This window comes from Streptomyces sp. Je 1-4 4N24 (assembly GCF_026239515.1).
Taxonomy (GTDB): domain Bacteria; phylum Actinomycetota; class Actinomycetes; order Streptomycetales; family Streptomycetaceae; genus Streptomyces; species Streptomyces nigrescens.
The window spans coordinates 3,674,849-3,688,574 of the sequence record NZ_CP110836.1 but is presented as its reverse complement, the minus strand read 5'-3'; the positions used below and the strand labels follow the sequence as shown (position 1 = coordinate 3,688,574).

Here is a 13,726-nt window from a genome sequence, read left to right as displayed (position 1 = left end):
GAGCGTTGCGGCGGCCGCACCGGGTGCGCGAGGGCGCCTTGCCGCGGCGGGACGGGGCGGGGATCCCGGCGCCCGGCCGCGGCGAAGAGCAGCAGCGCGACCGGTGTGACACACCCATTAACGAAACATTCGTTTCCCTAATTAGGGTGGGTGGTGTCCCGTCAGAGGGGTCCGTCAGAGGGCCCGTCAAAGGGTCTGTCAAAGGGTCCGTCAGGGGCCCGAAGACCCGGAGCACTCCGCGCGTCCCCCCCCCCGAGATCGCCGCACCGCCCAGAGATCCCCGCACCACGAGGAGTCCGACCGATGGCCAGGCCCCGCGACCCCCGCCGCCGTACCGAGATCCTGGACGCGGCCATCGGCCACCTCGCCGAGACCGGGATCTCCAACCTCTCCCTGCGTCCGCTGGCCCAGGCGCTCGGGCACAGCACACGGGTGCTCACCCACCACTTCGCGGACAAGGACGATCTGCTGACGGCCGTACTGGAGCGGCTGGACGAGATCCAGCACGGGCAACTGCGGGCCACCGAGGGCTGGGACGACGCCTCGCTGGGCATCGGCGCGATCGTGCGGGATTCCTGGCGGCGTCATCTGGAGCCCGGCAACCTCGGTGCGACCCGGCTCATCCATGAGATCGAGGGGCTGGCGGCGGCCGGCCGGCTCGGCGGCCGGGTTCCCAAGTTCCTCGCGGACCGTGCCGAGTTCGTCGCCGGCGCCCTGCGGGCCCGCGGTCTCGCCCCCGAGGCGGCGCGGGTCCACGCCACCTTCCTGAACAGTGCCTACGCGGGTCTGCGGACCGACTTCCTGGTCACCGGTGACCGCGTGCGCACCGAGGCGGCGCTGGCGGAGCTGTGTGCGCTGGCCGACTCCTGGACGGCCGCGGCCGTCTCCTGACCGTCACCGGCCGGGGGCCTCACGGGGACGGGACGGCCCCCGCCGGCGGGCCGGCGGAGTACGCGCCGCCGACGCCCCACGCCTGGTGCATCGCATCGGCGAACGCCCCGGCCAGCAGGTGCTCTCCCCACTCCGACGGATGGGTGCCGTCGTATGTGGCGCAACCGGTCTCCCACCCGGCCGGTTCGGAGGCCAGCAGCAACGGCGAGGCGGGGGTGGAGAGGTCGGCGACGGCCTTGGCCAGCAGCTCGTTGAAGCGTGCGCACTCCGCACCGAACGCGGCGTCCGCCGCCGCCCGCACATTGGGGATCACCGGCATCAGCACCGCCCGCAGGTGCGGCGCCGCCTCCCGTGCCGCTGCCACGAACCGCCGTACGTTCTCCGCGGTCTGCTCGGCGTTCGTATAGAAACCGAGGTCTATCAGGCCGAGCGAGACCAGCAGGGTGTCGGCCTCGTGCCGGCGCACCGCGTCACCGATCAGCGGGGCCATGTGCAGCCAGCCCTCGCCCCAGCCGGCGAGATGACGGCGGGCCTCCGCGGGGAAGCCGGGGTCGGCATAGGCGGATGAGGTGTCCGTGCCCTCGGTGGGTTCATGGAGCGTGTGGCGCGGCCCGACGATGCGGTACGGCCCGTCGAAGGCCGCGTTCAGGTGCCGCCACATGCGGTAACGCCAGGTGAAATCGCCGGTGCTGCCGATCGTCATGGAGTCACCGACGAACATGATCCTCATCCGGACATGATGGCCGAGAATCCTTACCGGCCGGTACGTGACGCTGGACACTCCGCGCCCGTCCGGCACGGAGCGCCGGGGGCAGGGCGGCCACCGTGCCCCCGCACCACGGCCCGGGATGGCAGTCTGTGCCCATGCGTTCGCTTCTGTGCGCGGCCGGTGCCGCGGGAATCCTGTGGTCGGCGGCCGTCGTTCCCGCCGCCGCCGACGAGCCCGACGGCTTCACCATCGGCGATCCCCGGATCACCGAGTCCAGCGGGCTGACCGCCAGCCGCACGCACCCCGGGATCTACTGGACCCACAACGACAGTGACGACGGCCCGTACCTCTACGCCGTCGACGGCAAGTCCGGCCGTACGGTCGCCCGCATCACGCTGCGCGGTGTCGGTGCGCCGCGCGATGTCGAGGCGATCTCGGCCGGTCCGGACGGTGACCTCTACGTCGGTGACATCGGCGACAACCTCGGCGGCAGCTGGAGCCACGTCTGGATCTACCGCTTCCCCGAGCCGAAGCGGCTGCGCGACACCACCGTCACCGCCACCCAGTTCGTGGTGAAATACGCCGACGGGCCGCGGGACGCCGAGGCGATGATGGTGCACCCGAAGACCGGCCGGGTCTATCTCGCCAGCAAGAAGCAGGGCGGCGGTGGCGCCCTCTACGAGGGCCCGCGGCAGCTCACCGCCTCCGGCGCCAACACCTTCCGCAAGGTCGGCCCGGTCGATCTGTGGGTGACCGACGGCGCGTTCTCCCCCGACGGCACCCGTCTGGTGCTGCGCAGCTACTTCGGTTCCCGGATCTACCGCTGGCAGGACGGCCGCCCGAAGGACCTCGGCAGCGTGGGCGTACCGGTCCAGCAGCAGGGCGAATCGGTCACCTTCTCCGCGGACGGCCGCACCCTGATGTACGGCTCCGAGGGCGGCGACAGTGCCGTCGAGCCGGTCGGGCTGAGCGACGAGCAGCTGCCGGACGCGGCCAAGGACGATCCGGCGAACGGCGACGGCGCCAACGGCCAGGAGGGGAAGGGGGGTTCGAGCACGGACCTGGACCCGAGTTTCCTCAAGGGGGCGATGGTCCTCGCCCTGGCCACAGGGCTGGTCGTCGCGCTCCGCAGGCTGGTGCGGCGGCGGTAGGGGCCGTCTCCCCGCGGAGATCGGGGAGACGGCCCCCAGGTGCTTTTCCGGCCCGTTGCGTCACCTCATCATGTGTCCGTTGGGGCGGTGCGGGTGGCGATGAGTGCCGCGATGCCGTCCAGGAGCGCGGCCAGGCCCAGCTCGAAGACGGAGCTGTCGTCGCCGGCGAACGTGTTCTCGTCCAGAGCGGCGAGGGCGGGGTAACGGCCGCTCAGCATCACCTTGGACAGCACCGGCTCCTGTGACTGCCAGAAGTCCGCGTTGCTGATGCCGGTCCGCTGCTCGGCGAGGGCGGAGTTGAGCTCGGTGCGGGAGATGCCGGTGAGGAAGCCGCCGAAGGTCACCAGTACGTGGATCTTCTCGCGGTCGGTCAGGCCGGTGCCGGCCAGGGCGCGCACCGAGTACTCCAGTGAGTCCAGGGAGTTGGGGCCGAGCAGCGGGCGGGCCTGGTCGACCTGGAGCAGCCAGGGGTGTCGTTCGTATTGCCGCCGGCTGCCGCGGGCGAGGGCCTCCATCGCGGGGCGCCAGCCGGTGGCCGGGTCGGGGTGGGCGTCGGCGTCGAACTCGGCAACCTTGTCGAGCATCAGGTCGAGGAGTTCGGCTTTGCCCGGGACGTAGCGGTAGAGGGACATGGTGCCGACGCCGAGGTCGGTGGCGACCCGGCGCATGGACAGCGCGCCGAGCCCGTCGGCATCGGCGACCGCCACCGCCGTGGTGACGATGCGGTCGAGGGTGAGGCCCGGTTTGGGGCCGCGGCTGGGCCGCTCGCCGAGGCCCCAGAGCAGCTCCAGGCTGCGTGAGACATCGCCGCTGCCGCTGTGTTCTGTCGTCGTCATCGTGCGGCCATCCTATGCCGCCGCCCAAAAACTGGGTACGGCGTACGCGCAATAGGGTACGGTGTACCCAGTTTTCGATCCGGAGGGGAGCGGCGATGGCCGGCAGGACGAGCGAAATTGCGCGCGGGACGAGGAGCGGGGTGGCGACCTCGGGTTCCGGAAAGGCGCCGCCGGATGCGGCGGTGCGTGCGGAGGGTCTGGAGAAGCGGTACGGCGACAAGCGGGCCCTGGACGGCCTCGACCTCACCGTCCACCGCGGCACGGTGCACGGCCTGCTCGGGCCGAACGGTGCGGGCAAGACCACGGTCGTCCGCATCCTGGCCACCCTGTTGCGGCCGGACGGCGGACGGGCGACGGTCGCCGGGCACGAGGTGGTGCGGTCGCCGCAGCAGGTGCGCGCCAGGATCGGACTCGCGGGTCAATATGCCGCCGTGGACGGCATCTTGACCGGACGTCAGAACCTGGAGATGTTCGGCAAGCTCTTCCATCTGGGCGCCCGCCGGGCGCGGGTGCGGGCGACGGAGCTGCTGGAGCAGTTCGGGCTGGGCGACGCGGCCGGGAAATCGGCCCGGACCTACAGCGGCGGGATGCGCCGCCGGCTCGACCTCGCCGCGAGCCTGATCCTCGCACCCGAGGTGCTCTTCCTGGACGAGCCGACCACCGGCCTCGACCCGCGCGGCCGCAACGAGGTCTGGGAGTCGGTCCGCGGGCTCGCCGCGACCGGCACCACCGTATTGCTGACCACCCAATACCTCGACGAGGCGGACCAGTTGGCCGACCGGGTCTCCGTCATCGAACACGGGCGGACGATCGCCGACGGCACGCCCGCCGAGCTGAAGCGGCAGATCGGCGGTGAGCGCCTCCAGGTGGTGCTGCGCGATCCGGCCGATCTCCCGCACGCGGTACGGACCGTGGCGCGGGTCGCCGCGAACGGCGTGGCGCCCACGACGGACGAGACGGAGCGGCGGGTCGGCGCCCCGGTGACGGAAGGCGTCGCCGCACTGACCGAGGTCGCGCGCACCCTCCAGGACGAGGGCATCGGCGTCGAGGACATCGGGCTGCGCCGCCCGACGCTCGACGAGGTCTTTCTGCGCCTCACCGGACGCGGTACGGCCGAGGCCGGGAAGGAGGCGGCTGCATGAGCGCCGGCACCGTGCTGCACATCCCGCACGACGACGGCCCCGCCCCGTGGGGGCCGGCCGGCGCGGACGACGGCCCCGTGCGCCGCCTCTACTGGGCCTTCGCCGACTGTCTGACCATCGTCCGCCGGGATCTGACCCATCTCGTCCGGCAGCCCGTGATCATCGCCTGGCAGCTGGGCTTCCCGATCGTCTCCGTGGTGCTCTTCGTCTATGTCTTCGGCAGCGCGATGAACGTCGGCGGCGGGGTGGACTACGCGACGTTCGCGATGCCCGGCATCTTCGCGATGACGATCTCCTTCGGCTTCATGAACACCGCGGTGGCCGTCGTCGTCGACCGGGACCACGGTGTCACCGACCGCTTCCGCTCCCTGCCGATGGCGACGTCCGCCGTGGTCAGCGGGCGCGGGGTCGCCGATGTGATCGGCGCGAGCGTCGATCTGGTGGTGCTGGCCGCGATCGCCGTGGTCGTCGGCTGGCGCTCCCACGGCAGCCCGGCCGCCACCCTCGCCGCCTTCGGCCTGCTGCTGCTTCTGCGCTTCGCCCTCACCTGGATCGGCGTCTACCTCGGCCTCCTGGCGCCCAACCAGGAATCGGCCGGCGGTCTCTACGCCGTCGCCTTCCCCTTCGGCATGATCTCCAGCGTCTTCACCCCGCCGTCGATGATGCCGGACTGGCTGGGCACGATCGCCATGTGGAACCCGGTCTCCTCGACGGCCGGTGCGATCCGTGAACTCTTCGGCAACCCGGCCACCACGGGCGGCAGTTGGGTCGAACAGCATGCGGTGCTGATGGCGGTGCTCTGGCCGGCCGTCCTCACCGCGGTCTTCCTGCCGCTGGCGGTACGGCGCTTCCGGCGGCTGAGCCGCTGAGCACGGACCGCACGCACCCAGCGCACAGGCCCCGGCGGGCGCCCGCCGGGGCCTGTGCGCAGAGTGCCGGACAGCCGGTTACAGCTTGCTGATGACGTGGTCGATGCAGGCCGTCAGGGCCTCGACGTCCGCCGGGTCGATCGCCGGGAACATCGCGATCCGCAGCTGGTTGCGGCCGAGCTTGCGGTAGGGCTCGGTGTCGACGATGCCGTTGGCGCGCAGGGCCTTGGCGACGGCCGCGGCGTCGATGTTGTCGTCGAAGTCGATCGTGCCGATGACCTGCGAGCGCTTGGCCGGGTCGGTGACGAACGGGGTGGCGTACTTGGAGTCCTCGGCCCAGCCGTAGAGGGTGCGCGAGGAGGTGGCGGTGCGTCGGACCGCCCAGTCCAGACCGCCCTGGCCGTTGATCCACTCCAGCTGCTCATTGAGCAGGAAGAGGGTGGACAGCGCCGGGGTGTTGTACGTCTGGTTCTTCAGCGAGTTGTCGATCGCCGTGGGCAGCGAGAAGAACTCCGGGATGTGCCGGCCGGACGCGTGGATGGCGCGGGCGCGCTCCAGCGCGGCGGGGGAGAAGGCCGCCAGCCACAGACCGCCGTCGGAGGCGAAGGACTTCTGCGGGGCGAAGTAGTAGACATCGGTCTCGGCGATGTCCACGGGCAGACCGCCGGCGCCGGAGGTGGCGTCGACCAGGACCAGCGCGCCCTCGTCGGCGCCCGCGACCCGCTTGATGGGGGCGGCGACACCGGTCGAGGTCTCGTTGTGGGTGAAGCCGTAGACGTCCACGCCCTGTTCGGCCTGCGGCTCCGGGTGGTCGCCCGGGTCGGCGGAGATGACGGTGGGCTCCTCCAGCCACGGCGCCAGCTTGGCGGCCTTGGCGAACTTCGAGGAGAACTCACCGAAGCTGAGGTGCTGGGACTTGCGCTCGATCAGGCCGTGCGTCGCGATGTCCCAGAAGGCGGTGGAGCCGCCGTTGCCGAGGACGACCTCGTAGCCCTCGGGGAGCTGGAAGAGGTCGCGTACGCCGTCGCGCACCTTGCCGACCAGGTTCTTGACCGGGGCCTGGCGGTGGGACGTGCCGAGAAGGGAGCTACCGGTGGCGGCGAGGGCGCCGAGCGCCTCCGTACGCACCTTGGAGGGGCCCGCGCCGAAGCGTCCGTCGGCGGGCTTGATGTCAGCGGGAATCTGGATATCAGCCACGGGGGAAGCCTAATCCGTCGCGCTGCGGGCTCCGGCGCCGCGTCCAGCGGGTGAGATGCCGGCCGCCCATACGGTGGACGGCCGGGCCGGGGCGGCCTCTCTCGGCTCCTCGGGCGGCCGGCGGAAGATGCCTGCGGAGTGAAGCCGGCCGGCCAGCCGACCGTTGCGACTTACATCTTTCTCACAACTGCGCCGAATGCTTGGGCTCATGGTGACCAAACGTATTGCCGCCGGTGTCGGAATGCTCGTGACGATAGCCGTGGCGGGCGTAGCCGCGACGGCCGCCGCGGGGCCCGCTCCGTCGTCCGGCAAGGCTTCCGCCTCAGCGCTCGGCAACAAGGCAGCGAAAAACTACCTGTACGCATCCATCGGGGATTTCGATGCAGAGGTGAAACCGCTGATCGATCGCCCCGATGTCTCCGGTGTGCAGCTGGTGGTTCCGTGGAAGGCGCTGGAGCGGAAGAAGAATCAGTACGATTTCTCGGAGATCGACCGGGTGCTGAACTATCTGCAGCCCCGCAACAAGAAGCTGTTCATCCAGGTCCAGGACCGGTTCTTTGCGGCGCCGTCCAGGCTCCCCGGCTATCTGTTGAGTGATCCGGAATACAAGGGAGGCGCGGCTCCGACAAAGAACGAGAACGGCCTTGGCTCCGGTGAGGACGGAACGGTAGCAGCGCAATGGAATCCGGAGGTGAGGGGCCGTTTCCAGCATCTGCTGAAGGCGATGTCACAGCGGTTCGACGGTCGTCTCGCCGGGGTGAACCTTCCGGAGACCGCCACCCAGGTGGACACCAAGAAGGATCGCACTGGATACAGCCACGATTCCTACTTCAGGGCAGAACTCGACAACATGGCCTACGGCAAGAAGGTCTTCACCAAGACGCCGTTCATTCAGTACGTCAACTTCTGGCCGGGTGAATGGAACAACAGCCGCAACTATATGAAGCGCACTTTCGAGTTCGCCAAGGCGCACGGAATCGGTCTGGGTGGACCTGATGTCCTGCCGAACCGCCCGGCGCAGATGGAAAACTCGTACCCCTTCTTCAAGGAATACCGAGGCAAGCTCCCCATCGTGGCCATGGCTGTACAGGAACCCGACTTCGAATACGAGAACCCCAAAACGAAGAAGCCGTACACCCGGGAAGAGTTCGTCGATTTTGGCTCGAACACCCTCGGAGCCGACGTCATATTCTGGGCCACCAAGTCGCCCTGGCTCCACCAGCCGGCGGCACGATAGAGCTACTCATCCTGCGCGGGCGGGGAGGCGCCGTCGGCGCCGTACCGGGACGTCGGCGAGGGTCGCGGACGCCACCCGGTCGGCCCGGAAGAGCTGCGGCCGGCCGAGCCGGTCCGCGACGAGGTACCAGGTGCCGGCCTTGGCCACCAGCCCGTACGGGTCGACGGTGTACGTCCGCAGCCGGGTCTCGCCGCTGTGGCGGTAGTGGATGCGGAGCCGGAGGTCGGTGAAGACGGCCGTGTGCAGCACATCGAGGTCCACCACGGTGCGCGCGGCGGCGGCGCGGCCGGACGGCCCGTCAGCCGGGGTGGCGGACGAGGGGCGGGGCGTCCACTTGTCCGGGTCGACCAGGATGCGGCGCCCGGCCAGCTCCGCGGCCGGCCGGTGCGGGGCGGGCAGCGCCGCCATCACCTTGCGCAGCGCCGAGCGGAGCGCGTCGTCCAGGCCGAGCGCGCTGTGGGCGCCCTGTGCGGCCAGGATGAACAGGGCACGCGCCTCGTCGGCGGTCATCCCCGTGACATCCGTACGGAAGCCGGGCAGCAGCGCGATCCCGCCGTGCCGGCCGCGTTCGGCGTAGACCGGTACTCCGGCCGCCGACAGCGCCTCGACATCGCGGTAGACGGTCCGGGGGGAGACCTCCAGCCGCTCGGCGAGCTCCGCCGCCGGCACCCGGCCGCGGGTCTGGAGCAGCAGCACGATCGAGACCAGACGGGACGACTTCACAGCCGCCTTTATATATGACGGCCGATGTCAAGTTATCGCGGCAGAGTGCGGGGCATGGAGATCAACGACCTCGCCCTGCCGTCCGCCCCCGCACCCGGCCCCGCCGCCCTCGCCGCCCTCGTGGCCCACGTCCGGGGCCCGGTCCTGGTCCCCGGGGACGACGGGTACGACGCCGAGCGGTCCGGCTTCCAGCTGGCCCGTCAGCACCGGCCCGCTGTGATCGTCGGCGCGCGCTGCGCGGAGGACGTCGTCGCCGCGGTGCGCTTCGCCCGCGATCAGGGGCTGCCGGTCGCGGTGCAGGCCACCGGGCACGGGCTGGCCGCGGCTACCGACGGCGGGTTGCTGATCAGTACCCGGCGGATGGCCGGGGTGCGGGTGGACGCGGCGGCCGGCACCGCGCACGTCGAGGCGGGCGTCGTCTGGGGACAGGTCGTCGAGGCGGCGGCCCCGCACGGACTCGCCCCGCTCAACGGCTCCTCCCCGGGCGTCGGCGTCATCTCGTACACCCTCGGGGGCGGCGTCGGGGTGCTGGCCCGGACGTACGGCTTCGCCGCCGACCAGGTGCGGTCCGTCGACCTCGTGACCGCCGACGGCAGGCTGCGGCACCTCACCGCGGACAGCGATCCCGAGCTGTTCCGGGCGCTGCTCGGCGGCGGCCACGGCCTGGGGGTGGTGACCGCGATGGAGTTCGGGCTGGTGCCGGTGGCCCGGCTGTACGGCGGGCAGCTGGTGTTCGGCGCCGAGCGGATCGACGAGGCACCGGCGGCGTATCTGCGCTGGACCGAGACCGTGCCGGACGAGCTGACCTCGTCACTCGCGCTGATCGCCTACCCGGACCTCCCTCAGCTGCCCGGATCGCTGCGCGGCCGCTACCTGGCGCATATCCGGATCGCCTATACGGGGACCGCCGCGGAGGGCGAGCGGCTGGTGGCCCCGCTGCGGGCGGTGGGCCCACGGGTGAGCGACGACCTGCGCGAGATGCCGTACGCCGAGTCGCACACCATTCACCGCGACCCGAGCGATCCGCATGCCTACGACGGGGACAACGCGCTGCTCAGCGGGCTGGACGCGGACGCGCTGCACCGGGTGGCGGCGCTGACCGGCCCGGCCGCGCCGGTGATGACCGTGGTCCAGCTCAACCACCTCGGCGGTGCGCTGTCCGCCGGGACCGGCGCCGTCGGCCACCGGGACGCCCGGTATGCGCTGCGGCTGCTGTCACCGCTGAGGGGAGCCGCGGCGGGCGACGGGCCCGGCAACGACGGGTCCGACACCGCCCTGGCGACCGTACGGGCGCTGCACGCCGAGGCGCTGGCGGCCGTCGCGCCCTGGCGGCTCGGCCGGAGCGTGAACTTCCTCTTCGGCGGGCACGGGGACCGGCCGGACGCCGCGGAGGTGGCGCGCAGCGTGCACGGCGCCGACGAGCACCGCCGGCTGGCCGGGCTCAAGGCGCGCCACGACCCGGAGAACGTCTTCCGCTTCCACCCCGCCGACGCCGCCACGGCGGACCGGACACCGGCAGCCGCCACGCACTCCGGCTGACGGCCGCAACTCGCCCCGGCGATCGGGCCTGCCGACAGCCCATGAACCCGTCCCAGTGGGCAGGCTGGAGACATGGCTGATCGTACGGAGACGGAGAAGCGGGATCTGGCGAAGGAGTTGGCGGCCGCGGTCCGGGGGGAGGTCTCGTTCGCCGCGGCCGACCGGGCACTGATGACGATGGACGCGTCCAATTACCGGCGGGTGCCCAGAGCGGTGGTCGCGCCCCGGGACGCCGAGGACGTCGCGGCGGCGCTGCGGGTGTGCCGGGAGCACGGGGTGCCGGTGGTGCCGCGCGGCGGCGGGACCAGTATCGCGGGGCAGGCGACCGGCGTCGGGGTGGTGCTGGACTTCACCCGGCACATGCGGCGGATCGTGTCGCTGGACCCCGCCGCCCGCACCGCCGTCGTCCAGCCCGGCGTCATCCTGGACGACCTGCGGGCGGCGGCCGGCACGCACGGACTGACCTTCGGCCCCGACCCCTCCACCCACAGCCGCTGCACCCTCGGCGGCATGATCGGCAACAACTCCTGCGGTTCGCACTCGGTGGCCTGGGGCACCACCGCCGACAGCGTCCGCGAGCTGGAGCTGCTGACCTACGGCGGCGAGCGGGTACGGGCCGGCCGCGGCACGGACCCCACCGGCGCCCCCACCGGACTGCCCCCGCGGCTCCGTGAGGGCGTCAAAGCCCTGGTGGACGGGGAGTTGGCGCTGCTGCGCACCGGCTACCCCGACCTTCCCCGGCGTATCTCCGGGTACGCCCTGGACGCGCTGCTCCCGGAGAAGGGCACCGACCTGGCCCGCGCCCTCACCGGCAGCGAGGGCACCCTCGGGGTACTGACCGAGGCGACCGTACGCCTCGTGGAGACCCCCGCGGCCCGGGTGCTCGCCGTCCTCGCCTACCCTGACGAGAGCGCCGCCGCCGAGGCCGCGCACACCCTCCTCCCGCACCGCCCGATGACCGTCGAGGGGATGGCCGCCGACCTGGTGGGCGACGCCGCCGGGCTGCCCAAGGGCGGCGCCTGGCTGTTCGTGGAGATGGGCGGCGCGAGCCCTGGCGAGGCGGCCGCCCGCGCCCAGGCGCTCTGCCGGGCGGCCGCCGCGGACGGCAGCACCGACCACACCGTCGTCACCGACCCGGCCGGCCAGCGGGCCCTGTGGCGGATCCGCGAGGACGCCTCCGGCACCGCCACCCGGCTCTCCGACGGCAGCGAGGCCTGGCCGGGCTGGGAGGACTGCGCCGTCCCCCCGGACCGGCTCGGCCCCTACCTCCGCGACTTCCGCGCCCTGCTCACCCAGCACGGTCTGCGCGGCACCCCCTACGGCCACTTCGGTGACGGCTGCATCCACATCCGCATCGACTTCGATCTGCTGACCCCGCCCGGTATCCGCCGCTTCCGGGACTTCTCCTACGACCTGGGCGAGCTGGTCGTCTCGTACGGCGGTTCGCTCTCGGGCGAGCACGGCGACGGCCAGGCCCGCGCCGAACTCCTCCCGAAGATGTACGGCCCCGAACTCGTCCGCGTCTTCGAGCAGTTCAAGTCGCTCTGGGACCCGGCCGCCGGCCTCAACCCCGGCATGCTCGTCCGCCCCGCACGGCTCGACGAGAACCTCCGCTTCGAAGTGCTGCCCGCCCGCCCCGTCCCGGTGGAATTCGGCTATCCGCACGACAACGGCGACTTCTCCGCGGCCGTCCGCCGCTGCGTGGGCGTCGCCAAATGCCGCAACACCACCACCGGTCCGGGCTCCACCGACGTCATGTGCCCGTCCTTCCGCGCCACCGGCGAGGAGCGGCACTCCACCCGCGGCCGGGCCCGTCTGCTGCACGAGATGCTGGCCGGCGAGGTCATCACGGACGGCTGGCAGTCACCGGAGGTGCATGACGCCCTCGACCTCTGCCTCTCCTGCAAGGGCTGCCGCAACGACTGCCCGGTCGGTGTCGACATGGCCACCTACAAGGCGGAATTCCTGCACCACCACTACGAGGGCCGGGTGCGCCCCGCGGCCCACTACTCCATGGGCCGCCTCCCCCAGTGGCTGCACGCCGCCGCCCCGTTGGCCCCCGCCCTCAACGTCCTCGCCCGTACGCCGCTGGCCGCCGTCGCCAAACGCCTCGGCGGAATCGCCGCCGAGCGGCCGATCCCCCCACTGGCCGCCGAGACCTTCACCCGCTGGTGGTGGCGCCGGCGGAGGACGGCGGCCGCACCGCCCCCGTCCGGCGGCCGCACGGTCGTCCTCTGGCCCGACACCTTCACCAACCACCTCTCCCCGGAGGTCGGCCGCGCCGCCGTACGCGTCCTGGAAGCGGCCGGACTGCGCCCGCTCCTGCCGCCGACCGCCCCGCTGCGCCAGCCCGGCGGGGCCTTCCCCCAACCCAGCCTGCCCCGCCTGCACCGCCCTCCCCTGTGCTGCGGCCTCACCTACGTCTCCACCGGCCAACTCGACCGCGCCCGCACCGTCATGCGCCGCACGGTCGAGGTCCTGAGCCCCCTCCTCCAGGACGGCCACCCTCTGGTCGTCCTCGAACCGAGCTGCGCCGCCGCCCTCCGCACGGACCTGCCGGAACTGCTCGCGGACGACCCACGAGCGGCCCAACTCGCCCAATCCGTACGGACCTTCGCACAAGCCCTGGAAGAGCTGGCCCCCGACTGGCAGCCACCACGCATCGACCGCCCCGTCGCCGGCCAGACCCACTGCCACCAGCACGCGGTCCTCGGCGACGCGGCCGAACGCCGCCTCCGCGAACGCGCGGGCCTCACCGGCCGGCTGAGCGGCGGCTGCTGCGGCCTGGCCGGCAACTTCGGCTTCGAACGCGGTCACTACGACGTCTCGGTGGCCTGTGCCGAGGACCAACTCCTGCCCGCGGTACGGGAATCCACCGAGGGAACGGAGATCCTCGCGGACGGCTTCTCCTGCCGCACCCAGCTCTCCCAGCTGGGCGACCGCCCGGGGCGGCACCTGGCGGAGGTCCTGGCGGAGGCGCTGGGGGAGCCGGGGGAGCCGGGGGAGCCGGGCGACCCGGGCGGGGCCCGAGAGCAGAGAGTGTGGGGAGTGCCAGAGGGGCCAGGAGGGTCAGGAGTGCCAGACGATCCAGGAGGGCCGGGAGCGCCGGGAGAAGGGTGACGCTCGCGGGGGTGTACGGGGCCGGTGCGCGCCGGGGGGTGCGCACCGGTGCGTACCGGCCCGGGACGACGGCCCGGCGTGCATCCGACGGCGGCTTCCGTTGCGGCGTCGGCCGGGTGGGTGCGGGTGCGGCGGGAACACTGACAGTGCAACTGACAGTGCAGGTGAGAAGGCAACCGGCGGGCCTGTGCGGGCGGCGCGGGAGGACCGCGTCCGAACGCGGCGGCGGAGCCCGGGGCGCCGTGAGGTACTGGGGGCGATGGTGCGGAGTTTTGACCTCAAGGCAGAAGCGGAAATGCGGCTGGATTCCGA

At 72.2% G+C, this 13,726-nt stretch carries 10 protein-coding genes and 1 pseudogene; 7 read left to right on the top strand and 4 right to left on the bottom strand.

Features of this window, described 5'->3' with window-relative positions; genetic code table 11:
* Positions 1 to 303: 303 nt before the first annotated feature.
* Positions 304 to 891 (top strand): TetR/AcrR family transcriptional regulator, encoded by a 588-nt coding sequence (locus tag SLV14N_RS15715; protein WP_263269734.1) that lies wholly within the window; start codon positions 304 to 306, stop codon positions 889 to 891.
* 19 nt (positions 892 to 910) lie between these two features.
* Here the strand turns inward: SLV14N_RS15715 and SLV14N_RS15710 are convergent, their stop codons facing one another.
* Positions 911 to 1,612 carry a GDSL-type esterase/lipase family protein gene (locus tag SLV14N_RS15710; protein WP_263273172.1) on the bottom strand — a complete coding sequence of 234 codons (702 nt, stop codon included), beginning with the start codon at positions 1,610 to 1,612 and terminating at the stop codon, positions 911 to 913.
* Positions 1,613 to 1,755: 143 nt separating this feature from the next.
* Between SLV14N_RS15710 and SLV14N_RS15705 the strand changes: the two genes are divergently transcribed.
* Entirely contained in the window at positions 1,756 to 2,751 is a 996-nt protein-coding gene (locus tag SLV14N_RS15705; RefSeq protein ID WP_263269733.1) for an esterase-like activity of phytase family protein, read from the top strand.
* Between the two features lie 68 nt (positions 2,752 to 2,819).
* On the opposite strand, the gene SLV14N_RS15700 is transcribed toward SLV14N_RS15705, so the two are convergent.
* A complete protein-coding gene (locus SLV14N_RS15700) occupies positions 2,820 to 3,587 on the bottom strand; it encodes a TetR/AcrR family transcriptional regulator (protein ID WP_208681451.1) in 768 nt (255 codons plus the stop codon).
* A gap of 140 nt (positions 3,588 to 3,727) precedes the next feature.
* Between SLV14N_RS15700 and SLV14N_RS15695 the strand changes: the two genes are divergently transcribed.
* Positions 3,728 to 4,729 carry an ATP-binding cassette domain-containing protein gene (locus SLV14N_RS15695; protein ID WP_263269731.1) on the top strand — a complete coding sequence of 334 codons (1,002 nt, stop codon included), beginning with the start codon at positions 3,728 to 3,730 and terminating at the stop codon, positions 4,727 to 4,729.
* Positions 4,726 to 5,598, top strand: a complete 873-nt coding sequence (locus SLV14N_RS15690; protein ID WP_259670319.1) for an ABC transporter permease — start codon at positions 4,726 to 4,728, stop codon at positions 5,596 to 5,598. The genes SLV14N_RS15695 and SLV14N_RS15690 overlap by 4 nt, the downstream gene beginning before the upstream one ends.
* A 78-nt stretch (positions 5,599 to 5,676) precedes the next feature.
* Here SLV14N_RS15690 and serC read toward each other — a convergent pair whose 3' ends face one another.
* Positions 5,677 to 6,795, bottom strand: coding sequence for a phosphoserine transaminase (serC, locus tag SLV14N_RS15685; protein ID WP_208681447.1), 1,119 nt, complete (start codon positions 6,793 to 6,795; stop codon positions 5,677 to 5,679).
* Between the two features lie 208 nt (positions 6,796 to 7,003).
* On the opposite strand from serC, the gene SLV14N_RS15680 reads away from it, so the two are divergent.
* Entirely contained in the window at positions 7,004 to 8,032 is a 1,029-nt protein-coding gene (locus tag SLV14N_RS15680; RefSeq protein ID WP_263269729.1) for a hypothetical protein, read from the top strand.
* 33 nt (positions 8,033 to 8,065) lie between these two features.
* Here the strand turns inward: SLV14N_RS15680 and SLV14N_RS15675 are convergent.
* A pseudogene (locus SLV14N_RS15675) lies at positions 8,066 to 8,755 on the bottom strand (helix-turn-helix transcriptional regulator); the annotation flags it as partial.
* 54 nt (positions 8,756 to 8,809) lie between these two features.
* Here SLV14N_RS15675 and SLV14N_RS15670 point away from each other — a divergent pair.
* Positions 8,810 to 10,294, top strand: coding sequence for an FAD-binding oxidoreductase (locus SLV14N_RS15670; protein WP_263269728.1), 1,485 nt, complete (start codon positions 8,810 to 8,812; stop codon positions 10,292 to 10,294).
* 72 nt (positions 10,295 to 10,366) lie between these two features.
* Positions 10,367 to 13,414: an FAD-binding and (Fe-S)-binding domain-containing protein gene (locus tag SLV14N_RS15665; RefSeq protein WP_263269727.1), complete on the top strand. Its 3,048-nt coding sequence runs from the start codon at positions 10,367 to 10,369 to the stop codon at positions 13,412 to 13,414.
* The last annotated feature ends 312 nt before the right edge of the window (positions 13,415 to 13,726 follow it).